Here is a 19,360-nt window from a genome sequence, read left to right on the forward strand (position 1 = left end):
GCCTGCTACGCTCCGTCGCAACCTCCGGAGGAAGCATGCGCCGCCAGCTCCCGATCCTCGTAGCCGCCACGCTCGCCGCCTGCTCGTCGAACGATCCGGACGCGGGGAAGAAGGGCCCCGTCGACACCGGGACCCAGCCGATCTGCGCCATCGATCTCGCGCCCTTTCGCACCGGCGGCGCGGGCGCGGCGAGCGCCCGCCGCATCGCCGGCGAGGCCGACCTCGTCGGCGGCGAGGCGGCACAGGGCGTGGTCGGCGATTTCCTCCTCGAGAACGACCGCCTCCGCGCGGTGGTGCAGGGCTCGGACCGCACCATCGGCGTCAACCCCTACGGCGGCAACCTCATCGACATCGACGTGGTCCGCGATGGGGAGCCCGGCCGTGACGTCCTCGGCGAGATCGCGCCCTTCTACAACCTCGGCCGGACCACCGACCCCGAGGCCGAGGCGGACGTCTTCGTGCTCCACGACGGCAGCGACGGCAGGGCGGCGGTGGTGGCGGTCAACGGGCGCGACACGGTGAACGACTACGTGGCGGTGGGGAGCCTCCTGCGCAACGCGCTCGGGGGCAGCGACCTGGCGATCGACGGGGAAAAGCCCGTTCCCGCTGCGATCACCTCGTATTTCGTCCTCGCGCCGGGCAGCGGCCACCTCGTCCAGATCACCGCCTTCTGCAACACCTCCGGCGAGACCCTGGTCCTGGGCGTCGGCGATCTGGTCGATTCCGGCGGCAACGTCGAGGCCTTCAATCCCCACCTCGGCGACGGCTGGGGTTCCTCCTCCACGCCGAAGGACGCGCCCTTTCTCGCCTGGGTGGGCGCGACCGGCGGCTACGCCCTGGTGCCCGGCGACGGCAACCAGAAGAACCAGGTCCTCTCCACCTCCGGCGTCACCGGCACGCTGCAGGGCTCCTCGTCGCTCTTCGAGTACACCGGCAAGCTGGACCTGCAGGCCCCGCCCTCCGGCGCGCTGATCGTCCCCGCCGGCGGGCGCGCGAGCTACGAGCGGCGCATCGTCCCCGGCGCGAGTCTCGCGGCGATCACCGCGGAGATCGCCGCGCTCCGTGGCGACGAGACCGGCACGGTGCGGGGCACGGTGCTGGCTGGCGATCGCCCCGCCGCTGGCGCCCGCGTCGCTGCGGTGCGCACCAGCGGGGGCAGGGAGATCACCGAGACGGTCTTCGTCGCGGACGAAGCCGGCGCCTTCGAGGGAAGCCTGCCTGCTGGCGACTACCGGCTCCTCGCCAGCCTCCCCGGCCAGCTCTCCGGGGAGCAGCCGATCCGCGTCACCTCCGGCGGCCCTGCGGCAGCGACCCTGGAGCTCGGGGCCACCGGCACCCTCACCGTGCAGGTCCGCGACGCCAACGGCGATCTCCCGACCGCAGGCCGCGTCCACGTCCTCTGCGCGGGACCTTGTGCCACGCCCCGCGACGCCGAGACCCGCTTCCGGGACGTCGGCGCCGATCCGCTTCCCGAGGGTGTCTTCGCCATCGGCCACGCCGACCTCTCCGGCACGATCCGCTTCGAGCTCCCCGCGGGACCGTGGGAGGTGCTGGTGAGCCGCGGCGCCGAATACGACACCTTCCCCGCCGACTTCCCCGACACCGGCCACGGCCACGCGGTCGCCGTCGGCGCAGGCGAGACCGCCGAGGTGGTGGCGCCGGTGGCGCGCGTCATCGACACCACCGGCTGGATCAGCGCCGACTTCCACGTCCACGCGATCAACTCCCCGGACTCGCCGGTGCCCAACCGCGACAGGGTCGTCTCCTTCCTCGCCGAGCAGGTGGAGGTGCTGGTCCAGACCGATCACGAATACGTGACCGACCTCGGCCCCGAGGTGGAGGCCCTCGGCGCCACCTCGCAGATCCGCACCATCGTCGGGACCGAGGTCACCACCTTCGACTACGGCCACGTCAACGCCTTCCCGCTCACCGTCGATCCGGGCCAGCGCAACGGCGGCGCGATCGACTGGGCCGGCGGCCGTGGCCCCACCCTGACGCCGGCGGGAATCTTCGCCGCGGCCAGGGAGCGCGGCGCCGAGGTGGTGCAGCTCAACCACGCGCGCAGCGAGGGCAACTCGATGGTCCACCTCGACGCGCTCCGGGTCGACACCGCGACGCTGGCCACCCACGCCGATCCGGTCTTCTTCCGGATGGAGCCGAACGGCGAGGATCCGGCGGTGGACTCGAAGCTCTTCTCGAAGGACTTCACCGCCATCGAGATCCTCAACGGCTTCAGCGAGGGCAACTTCCGCGCGCTGCTCAACGACTGGACCACCTTCCTCGGCCAGGGTTTCGTGGTGACGGGCACCGCGGTCTCCGACACCCACAAGCTCGCCTCCTCCGGCCCCGGCTCCCCCAGGAGCTGGGTCTTCCTCGGCGACGACGATCCCGCAACTGTGGACGTGGCGGCGCTCGCCGCGGCGGTGAACGCGGGCAGGGTGGTGGGTGGCTCGGCGCCCTTCGTCACCGTGGAGGCTGCGAGCGGCGGCGCGACCGCAGGCGTGGGCGAGACCCTCGCCACCGGCGGCGGGGAGCTGGAGCTCCGGGTCGTCGTGCAGTCGCCGCGCTGGGCGAAGTTCAACCGGATCGAGGTCTTCTCGTGGCGTCCGGAGGCCGCGGCGGTGAACGGGATCTGGAACCCGCTCCTCCCGCCGGACGCGGTGGCGGTGCAGGCCGACGGCGCCGCCGCCAGCGCGCGGATCGACCTGGCGGACCCGGCCTTCACCGTCGACGGATTCGAGGGCGGCGGCGATCATCCGGCCTACCGGGTCGAGCGGACCTTCCGCTTCGCTCCTGCAGCCGACACCTTCTACATCGTCCTCGTCCGCACGGTGACCAAGGCGGCGGACGGCCTGGAGGAGGGGGAGGTGGTGCCGCCCACGCTCTCGCCCATCGCCTACGACACCGGCGGCAGGGCGGCCCGGGCGGCGGCCTTCACCAACCCGATCTTCGTCGACGTGGACGGGGGCGGCTTCGACCGCTTCCCGCTCCTGCAGGCGATGGAGCAGGGGCTCGTCCCCACAGGCGCCCCCGGCCGGGCGGCAGCCCCGCCTCCCGCCGACGAGGCCGCCTTCCACGAGCGGCTCGAGCACCTGAACCACCGGCACTGACCCGCTCGCGTGCGACCGCCGCCCGCCCGGCCGTTGCCGGGCCGGTGGCGGTGTGTCAAAACACGAGGCCTATGTCGTCCCTCTCCTCCGAGCGCCAGACGATCCTCTTCTCCGCCGTGGCCCTGGCGATCTTCCTGCTCGTGACCGGGCTCTATCCGGACATCGGCAAGACCCGCACCCCCACGCGGCAGATCGCTGCCGGCAAGAAGATCCCGGTGAGCATCACCCTGGTCACCGCCGACGCCAACGACCTCGCTTGCGCGGGCAACGACGAGGTCGGCGGCGCCCGCTGCGCCTTCGACGAGGACGGCAAGCCCTGGGCCGACGCGGGAGAAAAGCCGGTGCTCGCTCCCTACATGACCGTCGACAACGTGCTCTTCCTCATCCCCGATCTCTGGAAGGAGCCGGCGCTGGCGAAGAAACTCGCCGCCGACCCCCCCTCGATCGATCGGGAGCGCCTGCGCCGCTTCACCGCCAAGTGCGAGCTCGAGGCCGTGGAGAAGGCGAAGTCCTTCTACGTCCGCTGGGTGCCCACCATGGAGTGGCAGCACAACCGCGAGGCGTGGGTGGGCCGGATCGCCGGCTGCTCGATCGACTGACCCGGACGTTTCACACCCAGAGCGCCCGCGGGATGTCGCGCCAATCCTCGGCCAGCACGCCGGGGGCCAGGGGCAGCAGCATCGGCAGGGCGTCGTCGTCGCGGGGCACCCGCCTGCCTGCCTCGGGCTGCAGGGGGAGCGAGGGCGTCTCCCAGATCCGGACCTCGGCGAGCCCCGCCGCCAGCGCCGCTGCGGAAGCGGCCTGCACCAGCTGCTGCGCCGCGCCGGGATCCGCCGCCTCCGCGAGGAGAATCGCCAGCCGCTCGTTCTTGTAGTCGGCGGCCCAGAGCGCCCGCGCGCCGGGGAGCTCGACGCCGCAGGTCGCCGGGAGCCCGCGTCCCAGGGCCTCCGCGTAGATCCGCGCCCGCTCGAGGTGCCAGTCGATCTGCGCCGCCGTGGGCCAGGCCACGAAGGGCGCGTCCGGCAGGGCGAAGCGGGCGAGGGCGCCTTCGACCTCGTGCTCTCCGATCCACCGCGCCTCGGCAGGGGCTGCGGCGGCGGCCTCCACCGCGAAGATCCGATCGTGGCAGAGCCGGGGCTCGTAGCCGGCCCGCTGGTAGAGGGTCGCTCCGACCTCGGAGAAGAGAAGGATCGCGTGGGCCCGGGGCTCGCACCGGCGCAGCTCGGCGGAGAGCGCCTGCATCATCGCCAGCGCGTGGCCCCTGCCGCGGAGCCGCTCCTCGGTGAAGACGGAGGCGACGCCGAAGCCCACGCCCTCCTGCTCCGCGCCCTCGTGCCGGCGCAGGCTGCGCATCCGGAAGGTCTCGCAGGAGGCGAGGACCGCGCCCGCCTCGTCCTTCCAGAGCCAGGTGGTCATCCCGCTTCCGCACCACGGATGGGCGCGGAGCCGCTCCTCCCGCCTGAACCAGGCAGCCTGGGAGATCCGCTGGCCCCACGCGCGGTGGGTGAGCGGATCACGGGAGCGCTTCTCCTCTTCGGTGGCGACGACGAGCTGCACGGCTTCCCTCCTGCTTTGCGGTTGCCTCGCGGCGGCCGGGGCTGCACCTTCGCCTCCAAAGCGCTGGCTTGCAACGGGCGAAGCTGCGCAGAATCCGCTGATTCGGAGGTCTCCCGGCCATGATCGATCACCTCGGCGCCCCCGCGGTCTGCTGCTGCGCGGAGGGTGCGTGAGCAAACGCTTCCGGCGGACGCCGCGACCGAAGCAGCGGCGCTTCTCGATGATCCGCGATTTCCAGCTCGCGGACCTGGTGACGCTCCTCAACGGCTTCGCCGGCATGGGCGCGGTGTTGGCGACGATGAAGTTCCTCGCCGAGGGCGAGCCCGCCTTCCTCTGGCTCGCCTTCGCGCTCCTGCCGCTCTCGCTCCTCTTCGACATCGCCGACGGGCGGATCGCACGCTGGCGCCGGAAGAGTTCGCCGCTGGGGCAGGAGCTCGATTCCCTCGCCGATCTCGTCTCCTTCGGCGTGGCGCCTGCGGGCCTCGCCTTCGCGATGGGCATGCAGGGCGGCTGGGACGCGCTGGTGCTGATCTACTTCGTCGCCTGCGGGATCAGCAGGCTGGCGCGCTACAACACCACCGCGGCGGCGATGAGCGACGACGCAGGCAAGGTGAAATATTTCGAGGGAACGCCGATCCCCAGCAGCCTGCTCCTCGTGGCGCTGCTGGCCTTCCTGGCGATGAAGGGTTGGTTCGGCGCGCGGCTGCCCTTCGGCGAGCTGCTGGTCGGGCCGTGGCGCTTCCACCCGCTGGTGCTGCTCTACGCCCTGAGCGGCAGCGCGATGATCAGCAAGACGCTGCGGATCCCCAAGCCCTGATCGTCCACTCCTCGAACGAAGAGCGGCGGCGCCCCCGGGAGGGAGCGCCGCCGCTTTGCTTCCGCGAACGCGAGGCGATCAGATGCCGATCGCCGGCTCGTCGGGGAGGCCGTCGCAGGCGTCGTCGCTGGCGTAGAAGTTCGTGTCGTAGGTGACCTCGATCGTCGTGTCGGTGCCCACCTCGCCGAGGTCCTGGAACCAGATGGCGTCTGCCGCCACGCCGCCCTGGCCCGCAGGGATCGGGCCGCAGGTGTGATCGCCGCTCACGTCGGCGTAATACTTCAGCACGTACTGGGTGCCGCTCGTGAGCGCATCCTCGGTGGTGAAGGAGAAGGTGCCGGTGGTGTCCAGCACCTCGCCGCCCTCGAGGGCCACGTTGCCGTCGCGGTCGAGCACCGCGTAGCCGAACCACATCTCGGCGTTCGGCGTGAAGCCGGTGCCGGAGAAGGTGAAGTCGACGGGCTCGCCGCCGCCGGAGCCGCCGGCACCACCTGCGCCGCCGGAGCCGCCAGCGCCACCGGTACCACCAGCGCCGCCGGCTCCACCGGCGCCACCCGCTCCGCCGGTACCACCAGCGCCGCCGACGCCACCGGTCCCGCCGGTGCCGCCGACGCCACCCGTGCCGCCGTTGCCACCCTCGTCGTCGTCGTCGGTGCCGCAGGCCATCGGGCCTGCGAAGGCCAGGGCTGCCGCGAGGCCAAGGGCCACCAGAATCCGCTGCGTCATGTTGCTCCTCCCCAGGGAGTCGAATCGGGTTGCGTCCGTTGCTGGACGTGACCGTCCATACCGCATCCCTGCCGCGGTGCAACCTTCGTGTGGTCGGGCAGCACTTCCGCCGAGCGGTTTCTCGCGACCTCGGGATGCTTCGCGGGATCGCCCGACTCTCTCCGGGAGGCTCGGCGCCGCCATCGGTCCCACGGGCGCACGGCGGGGGTGGGCCGCCGTTCGCTTCTGGAACGGCTGGAAATACGGACACCTGGGACCTTTTTCCCCGGCGCCCCCTACGGTAGGCTTCACACGTCGCCGCCCGAGGACCCGCAGATGCTCCGCCGCCTGTTGCCACTCGTCGCCCTCGTCCTCGCCGCCTGCCCCGCCGAGGACGAGCGGCCCCCGCTCTCCCGCGAGATCTTCGCGCCCCTCGGGCAGCCCTATCCCTTTGCCACCGAGGCGCAGCGCGACGACTTCGCCAGGGGGCTCGAGGTGGTGGAGCGGGTCTGGACGGAAGCGGACGGCCTCGGCCCCCGCTTCAACGTCGTCTCCTGCGGCAGCTGCCACCTCAAGCCGGTCTTCGGCGGCACCTCCGGGCGCTACCGGAACTTCTACCTGATCGGCCGCACCGGCGAATTCGGCTTCGAGCCCGGCCCCTACGGCGGCATCGCCCACGGCTACGGCCTCGGCGAGGAGCGGGTCCGCCCGCCCATCGGCAGCGACATCACCATCGCCGCCCAGCGCAACGCCTTGCCCTTCTTCGGCACCGGCCTCATCGCCGAGCTCCCCGAGCGCGTGATCCTCGCAGGCGCCGATCCGGAGGACCGCGACGGCGACGGGATCAGCGGCAGGCCCAACTACGAGGACGGCTTCGTGGGCCGCTTCGGCCGCAAGGCCCAGACGGTGAGCATCGAGGGCTTCATCCGCGGCCCGATGAACAACCACCTCGGCGTCACCTCCGCCCCCTTGAGCGACTACGACAAGGCGCGCCTGCCGGTCCCCTCCGCGGTGGGCGCGAGCAGGGCCGGCCTCGGCAGCGTGCGCCAGGGCCAGGTGGCGCCGCCGGGACGGCCCCTCGTCGACGAGGATCTCGTCCCCGATCCCGAGCTTTCGCCACCCGATCTCTTCGCGGTGGTCAGCTTCGCCATGCTCCTCGCGCCGCCGCCGCCCGACGCGCCGACGCCTGCCAGCGAGCGGGGCAGGGCGCTCTTCGGGCAGCTCGGCTGCGACGCCTGCCACACCCCGGCCCTCGAGGGGCCGCGGGGCCCGATCCCGCTCTACTCGGACCTGCTCCTCCACGATCTCGGCCCGGAGATGGCCGACGGCATCGAGATGGGCGAAGCCACCGGCGCCGAGTTCCGGACCCAGCCGCTCTGGGGCATCGCCGCGTCGGCGCCCTACCTCCACGACGGCAGGGCCGACACCCTCGAGGAGGCGATCCGCTGGCACGGCGGGGAAGGGGAGAAGTCCCGCGAGCGCTTCGAGGCCAGCACGCCGGAAGAGCAGGCGGATCTCGTCGCCTTCCTCGTCTCGCTGGGCGGCGCCGCCGAGCGCACCGACGGCCTCCTCCCGCAGGAGGCGCCCATCCCCGCACCGGGAGAGCCCGGCGGACCGCTGCGTGCCCTCGACGCCGCCGAGGAAGCCCGCTGGCTGGAGGGCCGGCGCCTCTTCGACCGGGACACACACCTGGCCGAGGGGCTGGGCTCGCCGCTCTTCAACGCCGACAGCTGCCGCTCCTGCCACGGCCACCCGGTGATCGGCGGCGCCGGCCAGCTCGACGTGACGGTGATCCGCGCGGGCAAATGGGTGCTCGACACCTTCTTCCCGCCGCAGCCCGACGGCACCATCCTGCCCCGCCTCTCGGCGCCGTGGGTGCCGCGGCTGGAGGCGACCTACGACGTGATCGAGCGCCGCAAATCCCCTTCGGCGCTGGGCCTCGGCCTCGTCGAGGGGATCGCCGAGGCGGCGATCCTCGCCAACGCCGACCCGGACGACGCGGATGGCGACGGGATCCGCGGCAGGGTCTCGCGCCTCGCGGACGGCAGGCTCGGCCGCTTCGGCTGGAAGGCCGACGTGCCCTCGCTCGCCGAGTTCGTCCGCGACGCCCACTCGAATGAGCTGGGCTTCACCGTCGCTGACGCCGAGGGACTCTCCTTCGGCGCAGCGCGCGACGAGGACGGCATCGCCGATCCCGAGCTGGCGCTGGCGCCGCTGGAGGCGATGACCTTCTTCCTCCAGCAGCTCGCGCCCCTCGCCCCCACCGCCGACGAGCCGGAGGGCGCAGCGCTCTTCGCGCGGATCGGCTGCGACGCCTGCCACGTGCCGGCGCTCGACGGCGTGCCGCTCTACAGCGACCTCCTCCTCCACGACGTGGCGCCTGCAGGGTACAAGGGCATCCCCACCGAAACCACCGGCGGCAGGGAGTTTCGGACCCCGCCGCTCTGGGGCCTCTCGCGCACCGGCCCGTGGATGCACGACGCCGGCGCGCCCACGATCGAGGACGCGATCTACCAGCACAGCGGCACGGCCCTCGCTTCGCGCAGGGCCTACGACGATCTCGCACCAGGGGAACGCGCCGCCCTGCTGCGCTTCCTGGGTTCGCTGTGATCCGCCCCTTCGCTCTCGCGGCGATGCTCTTCGCCAGCTGCGCCGTTCCGGATACGCGGGACGGCGGCTGCGAGGAGAGCCCGGAGGCGCTGGTGCAGGCGCCCGCGGCCACCGTGCGCAGCGGCGACGCGTCGCTGCCGGTGGAGATCGCCGATTCGGACGAGAAGCGCATGCGCGGGCTGCAGCACAGGCGCTGTGACGTCACCGGCCTGCTGCTGGTCAACGAGGCGCCCGGCACGCCGCTGCCGATCTGGATGTGCGAGGTCTTCTTCGACCTCGACCTCGCCTTCGTCCGCGATGGGATCGTGGTGGCGGTCGCCGAGGCGCCGCCCTGCGACGCGCCCTGCGAGAACTGCCCGATCTATGGAGAGGGCGTCGCCGTCGATGTGGTCCTCGAGACGCCGGCAGGCACCTTTCCGCTGCAGGTCGGCGATGCGGTCGAGGTGCGCTGAAACGACGAACCCCCGCGCCTCGGGAGGAGGGCGGGGGGCCGCTTCGTCACCGGGGAGAAGCGCTTACGGCTGCTCGGAAGCGAGGGCGCGCATCGCGGTGACGATGTCGTCGCTCTGCGGCACGGAGGCGCGCTCGAGCGGATCGGAGAGGCCGATGCCCGGCACGTGCTTGCCGGCCACGAGCTTCGGCGCCGCCATCAGCTTGAAGAAGAGCTCGTCCACCGTGCGGCGGATGAGGTGCTCGCCGAAGTTGGTGATCTCGGTGTCCTCGTTCACGTAGAGGACCTTGCCGGTCTTCTCGATCGAGGCCTTCACCATCTCCCAGTCGTAGGGCCAGATGGTCCGCAGATCGATGAGCTCCACCGAGATCCCCTCGGCCTCGAGCTGCTTCGCCGCCTCGGCGCACATCGGCACGGTGCGGCCCCAGCTCACCACCGTCATCGAGGTGCCTTCGCGGACGATCTTCCCCTTGCCGATCGGCACCGCGTAGTACTCGAGGTTGGGCCACTGGGCCTTCCACTGCGAGCGGTCGCCGAGCGGCGCGTCGATGAGCTTCGAGAGCTCGCGGGCCTCGGTGGGCTCGCCGGGGATCAGCTCCTCGCCGCGGACGCGCATCAGCGCCTTGGGCGGCAGGTACATCACCGGGTTCTCCTCCTGCACGGCGGAGAGCAGCAGACCGTAGGCGTCGAGGGGATTCGACGGCATCACGATCTTCCAGCCCGGGATGTGGCTCATCATCGCGTCGAAGGAGTGCGAGTGGTAGATGGAGCCGCGAATGCCGGCGCCCACCGGCGTCATCACCACCATCGGCAGATGCCAGTCGCCGTTCGTCGCCCAGCAGGTGTTGCCCGCGAGCTTGAGCAGGTCGATGGTGTTGAAGACGTAGTCGGCGAACTGGATCTCGGCGACGGGGCGCTGCCCCGCCATCGCGAGGCCCATCGCGGCGCCGATGATGCCGCGCTCGTCGAGCGGCGTGTTCCAGGTGGTCTTCAGGCCCTGCGTGCAGGTGAAGACGCCGCCGAGGGGAGCACCGACGTCCTCGCCGAAGATGTCGGTGACGCCGAGGTTCTCCTCGCCGTAATGGAGGGCCATGCGGATGGCCTGTGCCATGTTCGCCATGACTACTTCTTCTCCCAGTAGATGTTGTTCCAGATGCTCTCGGGGGCGGGCAGCGGCTCCTCGCGGGCCTGCTTGGCCATCGCCGAGATCTCCGCGGTCCAGCGCTCGCGGACCTCGTCCATCGCCTGCCGGGTCATCACGCCGCCTTCCTCGAGCTTCTGCTCGAACTGCGCGATGCAATCGACCTCGCCGGTGACGAAGTTCGCACCCGACGCGGAGGAGTGGCCGTAGAGGCGGGAGACGGTGGCCTCGAGGAGGAAGGGCTTGCGCTCCTTGCGCACGTACTCCATCGCCTCCTGGAGCTCCCGGTAGGCGTTCACCGGGTCGTTGCCGTCGATCACCTTGTTCTTGATCCCGAAGGCGCTGCCGCGATCGGCGATCGAGCGGGCGCCCTGCTGGGTCGAAGAGGCGGTGGAGATGCCCCACTTGTTGTGGGTGACGATCATCAGGATCGGCAGCTCCTTGCCCGGGCGCGACGACCAGACCAGGCAGGAGGCGAAATCGCCTTCGGCGGTCCCGGCGTCGCCACCGGTGACGATGGTGATCGAGTCGCCGCCGTGGCGCTTCTGGGCGAGGCCCGTGCCGATGGCGGTCTGGTACTGCACCTCGATCGGCGAGGTCACCGGGGTGAGGTTCCACTCCGCCTTGGAGAAATGCCCCGCGAAGTTGCGGCCGCCCGAGTAGGGATCGGTCGCGGTGTTCTTCATCTGCCGCAGCGCGCCGATCGGCTCCTCGCCCATGGCGAGAAGGGTGGCGGACTGGCGGTAGTGGAAGTGCAGGTAATCGTGGTCGATGCCCTTGCCCTTCTTGATCAGCAGGCCGAGGGGCACGTTGAAGGCCTCTTCGCCGGGGCCGCCGATCCAGAAGTAGCCGTCGCCCTGCTTGTACATCTGGATCAGGCGCTCCTCGAGGACGCGGGCCTTCACCATCAGGTCATGCATCCGGACGAGCTGCTCGGGGGCGAGCGAGGGCCCTGATTTGGCAGAGTCGACCAAACGAGGACGGGACATGTGGAGTCTCCTGGCCTAAAGGGGCGCGACCCCTATAACCGAAAAGGCTTCCGGGTTCACCCCCAACTCGCTGGTGCATCGCGTCAGCCGCGCCAGAGGCGGGCTGACGGCGCCGGGGCTCTTCGCTAAGGTGCCTGCATGTCGCACGCCGCCTTCGACCCGCGCTCCCTGCGCCCCGCCTACTCCGCCTTCCTCCGGGAGGGCCGCATCCTCCTCACCGGCCACTCGCACCAGGCCTGGCCGGACGTGGCCCGGGCGGCGCAGGCGCGCGTCTTCGACGACGCCGCCGCCTTCGTCGACGACAAATGGGGCGCGGCGATCGACCCCATCGTGCAGCGGGTCGCCAGGGGGGTCGCCGAGCGCCTCGGTTACGGGCAGGGCGAGGGGATCGCCTTCGGCCGCTCCACCCACGAGCTGGTCTTCCGCCTCCTCACCTGCTGGCCCTTCGGCCCCGAGACCCGGGTGGTCACCACCACCTCCGAGTTCCACTCCCTCGACCGGCAGCTGCGCCGGGTGGAGGAGGCGGGGGTCCAGGTGCGTTGGGTCGACGGCTGGGAGCGCGCCACCCTGGCCGAGCGCCTGGTCGAGGCGATCGTCCCCGGCACCTCCCTGGTGGCGGTGAGCGCGGTGCTCTTCGAGGATTCGTTCGTGCTGCCCCACCTCGAGGCCATCGCCAGCAAGGCGCAGGCGGTCGGCGCGGCGCTCCTCGTCGACGCCTATCACGGCTTCAACGTGGTGCCGCTGCCGCTCGCCGATCTGCCGGGCGAGGTCTACGTCACCGCCGGCGGCTACAAATACGCGCAATTCGGCGACGGCGTCTGTTTCCTCCGGGTGCCGCCCGGCAGTGAGCGCCGGCCGATCTACACCGGCTGGTTCGCCGACTTCGGCGATCTGGCCCAGCCCCGGGGCGAGGGCAGGCGCCCGGTGGGCTTCGCCGGTGGCGCCGCCAATTTCGCCGGCGCCACCTACGACGCCTCGGCCTTCTACCGGGCGGCGGCGGTGCTCGATCATTTCGAGGCCCATGGCCTCTCCGTCGAGGCGCTGCGGGGGATCTCCGTGCGGCAGACCACCCGGATCCTCGAGCGCCTCGACGCCCTGGACTCGACCGCGGTGGGCCTCGAGCCGATCGCAGCCCGGGATCCCGTCCGGCGGGGCGGCTTCGTGGCGATCCGCACACCCTTCGCGGGAAAGCTGGTCGAGGCGCTCCGGGCCCGGGGGGTCTTCACCGACGCCCGCGGCGACGTGCTCCGCCTCGGGCCCGCGCCCTACCTCGTCGACGAGGAGATCGACGCAGGCGTCGCCCACGTGGTCGAGGCAGCCGGCGCGCTCGCGCGGCGCTGAGGTTGAGAGAACTTGTACCTACAACGCGGCGGCCGGTAGCGTAGCGACCCATGTTGCACCTCGCCTGGATCGCCGCCCTCTTCCTCCTCTCCTGTGGCTCGGTCACCGAGCCGTCCGAACCAGCCGCCGTCTGCACGCCCGCCTGCGGCGGCAGCGTCTGCGGCGACGACGGCTGCGGCGGAAGCTGCGGCACGTGCGACGAGGGGCTGCGCTGCGAAGCCGGCGCCTGCGTGCCCGACGGCTGCACCCCCGCCTGCAGCGGCAGGGCCTGCGGCGACGACGGCTGCGGCGGGAGCTGTGGCACCTGCGACGAGGGGCTGCGCTGCGACGCAGCAGGTGCCTGCGTTCCAGGCGCCTGCGTGCCGGACTGCGGGAGCCGGGTCTGCGGCGACGACGGGTGCGGGGGCAGTTGCGGGAGCTGCTCCGGCGAGGACACCTGCGAGGACGGCGCCTGCGTCTGCGCGCCCGACTGCACCGGCCGCGTCTGCGGCGACGACGGCTGCGGCGGCAGCTGCGGCACCTGCGAGGGCGGGCTCGTCTGCAACACCCGCGAGGGCGCATGCTCCGACACCTGCTCCGCCGATTGCGCGGGGCGCGTCTGCGGCGACGACGGCTGCGGCGGATCCTGCGGGAGCTGCGCGGGCGGCGATTCCTGCGACGGGGCAGGGCAGTGCGTCTGCACGCCGAGCTGCGAGGGGCGCACCTGTGGCGACGACGGCTGCGGCGGCAGCTGCGGCAGCTGCGATGCGGGGCAGGCCTGCGGCGACGCCGGCCGCTGCGCCTGGCCGGAGCGGACCCTCTCCGGCCACGTGATGCCGATCTTCGAGGCCAAGTGCACCTCGTGCCACGCGGGAAACCGCGCGTCCGCGGACCTCGATCTCTCCTCGGCGAGCCTCGCCTGGGCCGGTCTGGTGAATACACCTGCGAGCTGCGGCAGCCGGATGCTCGTCGAGCCGGGGCTGCCGGAGGAGAGCTATCTGGTGGCCAAGGTGACCGGCGTCGGGATGTGCAGCGGCGCGAAAATGCCTGGGGGCAGCGTGCCCGACCTCACCAGCGGGGAGATCGCGACCCTCCGCGCCTGGATCGGCCGCGGCGCTCTGGCCGACTGATACCGGCGGTGCGTGTCGCAGCGCGGCGCTGCAAAAGCGTATACAGGCCCTTGCCGATCGACTCCCCTTCTGGCGTACGCTGGTGGCCGGGAAATCGGCGGTCGTCGCACGGAACCGCCGGGGGAGAACCGACATGACCTCGAAGCACGAAGGGCGCTGCGCCACGCTGGCGCGCGCGGCAGGGCTGTTGTGCGTGTTGTTCTTCGTCGCCTGTGGCGGCACCACGGATTCGCCTGGCGGTGAGGCCGGCAGCGGCGGCAGCGGCGCGACCGGCGGCACCGGCGGCGCCGGTGGCACTGGCGGAACCGGCGGAACCGGTGGCACGGGGGGCACCGGCGGTACCGGCGGCTCGGTCCACCCGCTCTGCGACGCGCCCCGGACCTACGAGGACTTCGTCGCGCCGATGATGGAGGCGAGCTGTCTCGGCTGCCACTCGGCGACGCGCACCGGCTCGGCGCGGGGCAACGCGCCCGTCGGCGTCGACTTCGACACCGAGTCCGACGTGATCCGCCACGCCGAGGGGATCCTCACCAAGCTCAAGACCGGCACCATGCCGCCGAGCTCGCCGCTGGAGACGTGCCTCATCGACGGCCTCGAGAGCTGGTACGACGGCCTCGCCTGCATCCCCGACTGCACCGGCAAGAGCTGCGGTGAAGACGGCTGCGGCGGCTCCTGCGGCACCTGCGACGACACCGAGGCCTGCGACGCGAGCGGCCAGTGCGTCTGCGCGCCGGATTGCACCGGCCGCACCTGCGGCGACGACGGCTGCGGCGGCTCCTGCGGCAGCTGCGACGAGACCGAGACCTGCGACGAGAGCGGGAGCTGCGTCTGCGTTCCGCAGTGCGACGGCAGGACCTGCGGGGACGACGGCTGCGGCGGGAGCTGTGGCGACTGCACCGGCACCCAGGTGTGCGACACGCTGCAGGGCACCTGCGTCGATACCTGCACGCCCGATTGCGACGGCCGCGCCTGCGGCGACGACGGCTGCGGCGGCACCTGCGGCAGCTGCACCGCACCCGAGACCTGCAGCGAGGTGGGGGAATGCGCGTGCATCCCCGACTGCACCGGGCGCGAATGCGGAGCCGACGGCTGCGGCGGCTTCTGCGGCGACGCCGGCGACGGCACCTGCCCCGTCGGCGAGCGCTGCAACGGCGTCGGCCAGTGCGTCTGCCAGCCCTTCTGCGCCCCCGGCGCCCAGTGCGGCGACAACGGCTGCGGCGGCTCCTGCGGCACCTGCACCGGCGGCCAGGTCTGCGACACCGCCAGCAACCTCTGCGAGTGGGACGCGACCGTCTCCTGGGCCAACGACGTCTACCCGATCCTCCAGGCGAGCTGCACCAGCTGCCATTCCGGCAGCTCGCCGAGCGCGGGCCTCTCCCTCTCGAGCGCAGCGACGGCCTACGCCAACATGGTGAGCGTCTCCGCGAGCGGCTGCACCAGCAGGACCTTCGTCTCGCCGAGCTCGCCCTCGACCAGCTACCTCGTGGCCAAGGTGAAGGGGAGCCCGGGCATCTGCGGTTCCCGGATGCCCTACGGCGGGACGGCGCTCTCCAGCGCCAACATCCAGATCATCGAGAACTGGATCGGCGCCGGCGCCCTCGACAACTGATCAGCGACGGAGCGGCAGCCGGATCCGGAAGGTGGTGACCTTCCCCGGCTCGCTCTCCGCGACGAGCTGGCCGCCGTGGGCCTCCACCAGCCCACGGCTCACGTAGAGCCCGAGACCGAGCCCCGGCTGCGCACCCTGCTGCGCTGCCGGGGTCCGGTGGAAGCGATCGAAGATCCGCGGCATCTGCGCTGCGGCGATCCCCCCGCCCTCGTTCGAGACGGCGATCTCGATCGCCTGGGCGAGGCGGTGGAGTTGCACGGTGATCGGCGTCCCGGGATAGCCGTATTTTGCCGCGTTGGTGAGGAGGTTGAAGAGCACCTGCTCGATCCGCGCCGCGTCCACCGGCAGCGGCGGGAGCCCCTTCTCCAGCCCCAGCTCCACCGGATGATCGCGCATCTCCGGCGCGGCCCTCGCCACGGCGTCCCGGACCAGTGCCTCCAGATCGGTCGGGGCGAGGTCGAGGGTGAGGCGCCTGGTCTCCAGCCGCGAGACCTCGAGCAGATCGCCGATCATCCGGTCGAGCCTGCGGGCAGCGGTGCGGATGTGCTCGGCGTGTTTCCGTACCTCGGCGGGCCGATCCGGCGCCTTCGCGATCACCGCCGCGAAGGCGCTGATGGTGGTGAGCGGCTGCCGGAGGTCGTGGGCCACCACCGAATTCCATTCCTCCCGGATCCGCTCGAGCTCCTTGGCATCGCTGATGTCGTCGAGCACCTCCGCCGCGCCGAGTATCGTTCCCCGCGGCCCGAGGATGGGCGTGGCGCCGATGCGCAGCGGCACCAGCCGGCCTCCAGGCGAGCGGAAGCGGTACTCCGCCGGCTGCACGATCACCCCTCCCAGCGCGATGGAGCAGGGAAGCTCCTCGAGCAGGAGCTTCCTGCCGTCCACCGTCTCGAGGCAGCCGACGAGCTGCTCCCTGCCCCGGGCCGGATCGATCTTCATGCCGGTGATCGCCTCGGCCCGGCGGTTCGCCTTCATCGTGCCGCTGTAGGCATCGAAGAGGAGGATGCCGACCGGCGAGCGCTCCACCACTTCCCGCAGCCACCGGTGCTCCGACTCGAGGGCGCCGAGGAGGCGCTCCCGTTCCGCCTCCGCCACCTTGCGCCGCTCCACCTCCTCGAGGAGCTGCCCGTGGATCCGGGCGTTCTCCATCGCCACGCCTGCGTGGGTGGCGAGCAGCACCGCCGCTTCCTCGTCGATGTCGGTGAACGCCGCGCCACCGATCTTCTCGCCGAAGTAGAGGTTGCCGACGCTCTGGCCCTGGAAGCGGATCGGCACGCCGAGGAAGCTCCGCATCTCGGGATGGCCCGGCGGGAAGCCGCGAAAGCGCGGATCGACGTGCAGATCGAGGAGCCGGATCGGACGACCCTCCCGCGGCACCGCACCCAGGAGGCCCACCGGCCGGGGATCCCTGCCGATCGCGTCGCGCACCGCCGGAGCGACGCCGCTGAAGGCCCAGGGGGAGAAGGGCATCGCGGCATCGTCCCCCTGCGTGATCCCGAGGGCCGCGTAGCGGGCGCCGACGATCGCCCGTCCCTCGTCCACCACGATCTGGAGCACCGCCTGCAGATCGAGAGTCCCTCCGATCCGAAGCACGGCCAGGCGGACCGCCTCCTGCAACGCCTTGCGCCGCTGATCCCGTTCCCGGAGCCGGGCGTTCTCGAGCGCCACCGCGTAGACCTGCACCAGCGATTCGGTCGCCGCGAGCTCGGCGGTGCTGGGGCGATCCGGCGCGCTCCGGAGCCAGGAGACGACGCCCGCCACCCTGCCTTCGAGCACGAGGGGGGCGGCGACGATGCTCCGCGCCCCGGTGGTCGCGAGGAGCCTGCGGGCGATCGCGTGCTCGTCGCCCAGGTCGGCCTCCGTCCCCACCTGGATCCTGCCGGTCCGCGCGGCCTTCGCCGCGAAGAGCGGCGCGTCGAAGGGCACGTGCCCCATCTGGTGCACGAGCGCGGCGGGGACCTCCCGCCAGGCGACGAGGCGCAGCGCGTTGCCTTCCGCGAGGAAGAGCTGCGCCGCTCGAGCGCCCAGGGCCTCGCTCTGGCCGACGATCTCGGCGAGCACCGAGGCGAAGTGCTCTTCCGACGCCACGTGTGCCGCTGCGCTGGCCACGGCCCGCGCCACCCGGGCGCGATCCTCCGCCAACCGCTGCGGCAGCCCCTCGAGATCGAGCGGCGCGTCCGGCCGTGCAGGTCCCCGCTCTTCGTCGCTCAAGGTCGCCCCCGCATCCGTCAAGCATCCGACCGGCGCCTGCGAGGATCAACCCACCGGTCGGCCCGCTAGTGCTTGTCGACAGTTTCGCCCCGCCCGGACGGGGCATTGCAGGGAGAGATACGGGCGTTCAGTGTGGCGTCATGCTGAGCGCTGCGCCACGCCGAGGCCTTACCGACAAACAGTGGGAGCGAATGGCGCCACGATCGTGAAAGGCCACCCGCATGCCGCCGGCGCTCGGACAAGGAGGGCGGGCGAAAGAGCCAGGCCCATGGACCATCACGGGGCGGCTTCACCACAAAGGTTCAGGCCGAAGTCTGGGACCGCGGAAGGAGGGTGCGCTACGTGCTGACTGGCGGCGAGGTGAACGACGTGACGCAGGCGGACCGGCTGCTACGGGGCCTGCGCGGGCGAGCGGTCGTCGGGGGCCGTGCCTACGACAGCGATGCCCTCCTGGCGTCCATCGCCGCCCAGGACATGGCGGCCGTCGTTCCTTCCCGCAGGAACCGCAAGGTGCAGCGGCCGCTCGATGCCGAGGCGTACGCGCAGCGCTACGTGATCGAGAGGCTCTTCGGCCGGCTGAAGGCCTTCCGGCGGGTTGCGACCCGCTACGACAGGACCGCATCGTCGTACGGTGCGGTGGTGGCATTGGCCTCGGCGCTGGTAGTGCTTTCGGGGTGGACGGCGTGAGCGCGACCCGCCACACCACCTTCTGCTTCACACTGCAGCCGACCGCTGCCCAGGAGCAGGTGTTGTGGCGCCACGCGGGCGCGGCTCGCTTCGCCTTCAACCAGGCGTTGCGCCTCGTGAAGGATGCGCTCGAAGCGAGGAAGGTCAACGCCGAGGTTCAGGTGCCGTGGTCGGGATTCGACCTCATCAATGCGTTCAACCGCTGGAAGAGGTCCGCCGAGGCAGGGCTCGACGAGCAGGGAAACGCGGGCCTCGCCTGGCGCGGAGAAGTAACCCAGCAGGTCTTCGAGGAAGCTGCAGTCGATCTCGGGTGCGCACTCCAGGCGTTCTCGGCCCGTCGCAAATCGGGTGGCAAGACCGCTGGTTTCCCTCGATTCAAGAAGCGCTCCGACGCGCGGCAGTCGTTCCGGATCCGAAGCAAGGGCCGGGGCGAGAGGGCCGAGATCCGAATTGGTGCCGAAGGGCAGGCCCGCAGCATCCGGCTGCCCAAGGTCGGAACGTTGGGGGTGCGCGAGGACACCCGCAAGCTGCGGCGCATGCTGCGGAACGGGCGCGCGAGGATTTTGTTCGCCACCATCTCCCACCAGCTCGGCGGCCGCTGGCGGGTGAGCCTCAACCTCGAGGCAGCCCCGCTGCATCCAGCGCTGCAGCGTGCAAGCGACGAGGCTCGTGAGCCGGTTGGCATCGACCGGGGGCTGCAGACCTTCGCCGTGCTGGCCGATGCGAGGGGGCGGGAAGTCGAGCGCATCGACGCCCCGCGTCCGCTGCGCAGCTCGCTGCCGAAGCTGCGGCGGCTCAGCCGGAGCTTGACCCGCAAGAAGAAGGGCTCACGCAACCGCGCCAAGGCGCGCATGCGTCTCGCGAAATTCCACCAGCGCATCGGGAATGTACGCCGCCATTTCGTGCGCCGCGTTTCGAGTCGGTTGGCCCAGACCCACGGCCACCTGGTCCTCGAGACGCTGTCCACGGCGGGGCTGATGCGGACCCGACTGGCGCGCTCCCTCGCCGACAGCGCCTGGGCGA

At 71.8% G+C, this 19,360-nt stretch carries 15 protein-coding genes; 10 read left to right on the forward strand and 5 right to left on the reverse strand.

Annotated features, from left to right (window positions below):
* Positions 1 to 35 precede the first annotated feature (35 nt).
* The gene (locus ACESMR_RS03870) at positions 36 to 3,110 is read left to right on the forward strand and encodes a CehA/McbA family metallohydrolase (protein ID WP_373045184.1); all 3,075 of its coding nucleotides are present in this window, start codon (positions 36 to 38) and stop codon (positions 3,108 to 3,110) included.
* 71 nt (positions 3,111 to 3,181) lie between these two features.
* Positions 3,182 to 3,709 (forward strand): hypothetical protein, encoded by a 528-nt coding sequence (locus ACESMR_RS03875; RefSeq protein WP_373045185.1) that lies wholly within the window; start codon positions 3,182 to 3,184, stop codon positions 3,707 to 3,709.
* A 10-nt stretch (positions 3,710 to 3,719) separates the two neighbouring features.
* Here the strand turns inward: ACESMR_RS03875 and ACESMR_RS03880 are convergent, their stop codons facing one another.
* Complete coding sequence (locus tag ACESMR_RS03880) at positions 3,720 to 4,667, reverse strand: GNAT family N-acetyltransferase (protein ID WP_373045187.1); 948 nt, start codon at positions 4,665 to 4,667, stop codon at positions 3,720 to 3,722.
* 220 nt (positions 4,668 to 4,887) lie between these two features.
* Between ACESMR_RS03880 and ACESMR_RS03885 the strand changes: the two genes are divergently transcribed.
* Positions 4,888 to 5,484: a CDP-alcohol phosphatidyltransferase family protein gene (locus tag ACESMR_RS03885; protein ID WP_373045230.1), complete on the forward strand. Its 597-nt coding sequence runs from the start codon at positions 4,888 to 4,890 to the stop codon at positions 5,482 to 5,484.
* Positions 5,485 to 5,562: 78 nt separating this feature from the next.
* Here ACESMR_RS03885 and ACESMR_RS03890 read toward each other — a convergent pair whose 3' ends face one another.
* Positions 5,563 to 6,210 (reverse strand): hypothetical protein, encoded by a 648-nt coding sequence (locus tag ACESMR_RS03890; RefSeq protein ID WP_373045188.1) that lies wholly within the window; start codon positions 6,208 to 6,210, stop codon positions 5,563 to 5,565.
* Positions 6,211 to 6,525: 315 nt separating this feature from the next.
* Here ACESMR_RS03890 and ACESMR_RS03895 point away from each other — a divergent pair, with 315 nt between their 5' ends.
* Positions 6,526 to 8,799 (forward strand): di-heme oxidoredictase family protein, encoded by a 2,274-nt coding sequence (locus tag ACESMR_RS03895; RefSeq protein ID WP_373045190.1) that lies wholly within the window; start codon positions 6,526 to 6,528, stop codon positions 8,797 to 8,799.
* Positions 8,796 to 9,251, forward strand: a complete 456-nt coding sequence (locus ACESMR_RS03900) for a DUF192 domain-containing protein (protein WP_373045192.1) — start codon at positions 8,796 to 8,798, stop codon at positions 9,249 to 9,251. Before ACESMR_RS03895 ends, ACESMR_RS03900 begins: the two co-directional genes overlap by 4 nt.
* A gap of 63 nt (positions 9,252 to 9,314) precedes the next feature.
* On the opposite strand, the gene ACESMR_RS03905 is transcribed toward ACESMR_RS03900, so the two are convergent.
* Both ACESMR_RS03905 and ACESMR_RS03910 read right to left on the reverse strand, forming a co-directional pair.
* Positions 9,315 to 10,370: an alpha-ketoacid dehydrogenase subunit beta gene (locus tag ACESMR_RS03905; protein WP_373045193.1), complete on the reverse strand. Its 1,056-nt coding sequence runs from the start codon at positions 10,368 to 10,370 to the stop codon at positions 9,315 to 9,317.
* A 2-nt stretch (positions 10,371 to 10,372) separates the two neighbouring features.
* Positions 10,373 to 11,380, reverse strand: a complete 1,008-nt coding sequence (locus ACESMR_RS03910) for a thiamine pyrophosphate-dependent dehydrogenase E1 component subunit alpha (RefSeq protein ID WP_373045194.1) — start codon at positions 11,378 to 11,380, stop codon at positions 10,373 to 10,375.
* 138 nt (positions 11,381 to 11,518) lie between these two features.
* On the opposite strand from ACESMR_RS03910, the gene ACESMR_RS03915 reads away from it, so the two are divergent.
* The 3 genes from ACESMR_RS03915 (at position 11,519) to ACESMR_RS03925 (ending at position 15,439) form a co-directional block, all read left to right on the forward strand.
* Positions 11,519 to 12,721: an aminotransferase class V-fold PLP-dependent enzyme gene (locus ACESMR_RS03915; protein ID WP_373045196.1), complete on the forward strand. Its 1,203-nt coding sequence runs from the start codon at positions 11,519 to 11,521 to the stop codon at positions 12,719 to 12,721.
* 50 nt (positions 12,722 to 12,771) lie between these two features.
* A complete protein-coding gene (locus tag ACESMR_RS03920; RefSeq protein ID WP_373045197.1) occupies positions 12,772 to 13,830 on the forward strand; it encodes a hypothetical protein in 1,059 nt (352 codons plus the stop codon).
* 133 nt (positions 13,831 to 13,963) lie between these two features.
* Positions 13,964 to 15,439 carry a hypothetical protein gene (locus tag ACESMR_RS03925; protein ID WP_373045198.1) on the forward strand — a complete coding sequence of 492 codons (1,476 nt, stop codon included), beginning with the start codon at positions 13,964 to 13,966 and terminating at the stop codon, positions 15,437 to 15,439.
* Here the strand turns inward: ACESMR_RS03925 and ACESMR_RS03930 are convergent, their stop codons facing one another.
* Entirely contained in the window at positions 15,440 to 17,650 is a 2,211-nt protein-coding gene (locus ACESMR_RS03930; RefSeq protein WP_373045199.1) for a GAF domain-containing protein, read from the reverse strand.
* Positions 17,651 to 17,800: 150 nt separating this feature from the next.
* On the opposite strand from ACESMR_RS03930, the gene ACESMR_RS03935 reads away from it, so the two are divergent.
* Both ACESMR_RS03935 and ACESMR_RS03940 read left to right on the forward strand, forming a co-directional pair.
* Positions 17,801 to 18,337, forward strand: coding sequence for an IS5 family transposase (locus tag ACESMR_RS03935; RefSeq protein ID WP_373045232.1), 537 nt, complete (start codon positions 17,801 to 17,803; stop codon positions 18,335 to 18,337).
* The coding region (locus tag ACESMR_RS03940) for an RNA-guided endonuclease InsQ/TnpB family protein (RefSeq protein WP_373045200.1) at positions 18,334 to 19,360 on the forward strand (1,027 nt) is incomplete at its 3' end. The genes ACESMR_RS03935 and ACESMR_RS03940, both read left to right, overlap by 4 nt.

Source organism: Vulgatibacter sp., assembly GCF_041687135.1.
Classification (GTDB): Bacteria; Myxococcota; Myxococcia; order Myxococcales; family Vulgatibacteraceae; genus JAWLCN01.

What these genes read in the sequence shown, in the direction of transcription:
- ACESMR_RS03905 (WP_373045193.1), bottom strand. Translation starts at nt 10,370, where the DNA reads ATGGCGAACATGGCACAGGCCATCCGCATGGCCCTCCATTACGGCGAG.
- ACESMR_RS03875 (WP_373045185.1), top strand. Translation starts at nt 3,182, where the DNA reads ATGTCGTCCCTCTCCTCCGAGCGCCAGACGATCCTCTTCTCCGCCGTG.
- ACESMR_RS03925 (WP_373045198.1), top strand. Translation starts at nt 13,964, where the DNA reads ATGACCTCGAAGCACGAAGGGCGCTGCGCCACGCTGGCGCGCGCGGCA.
- ACESMR_RS03920 (WP_373045197.1), top strand. Translation starts at nt 12,772, where the DNA reads ATGTTGCACCTCGCCTGGATCGCCGCCCTCTTCCTCCTCTCCTGTGGC.
- ACESMR_RS03915 (WP_373045196.1), top strand. Translation starts at nt 11,519, where the DNA reads ATGTCGCACGCCGCCTTCGACCCGCGCTCCCTGCGCCCCGCCTACTCC.
- ACESMR_RS03895 (WP_373045190.1), top strand. Translation starts at nt 6,526, where the DNA reads ATGCTCCGCCGCCTGTTGCCACTCGTCGCCCTCGTCCTCGCCGCCTGC.
- ACESMR_RS03885 (WP_373045230.1), top strand. Translation starts at nt 4,888, where the DNA reads ATGATCCGCGATTTCCAGCTCGCGGACCTGGTGACGCTCCTCAACGGC.
- ACESMR_RS03890 (WP_373045188.1), bottom strand. Translation starts at nt 6,210, where the DNA reads ATGACGCAGCGGATTCTGGTGGCCCTTGGCCTCGCGGCAGCCCTGGCC.
- ACESMR_RS03910 (WP_373045194.1), bottom strand. Translation starts at nt 11,380, where the DNA reads ATGTCCCGTCCTCGTTTGGTCGACTCTGCCAAATCAGGGCCCTCGCTC.
- ACESMR_RS03870 (WP_373045184.1), top strand. Translation starts at nt 36, where the DNA reads ATGCGCCGCCAGCTCCCGATCCTCGTAGCCGCCACGCTCGCCGCCTGC.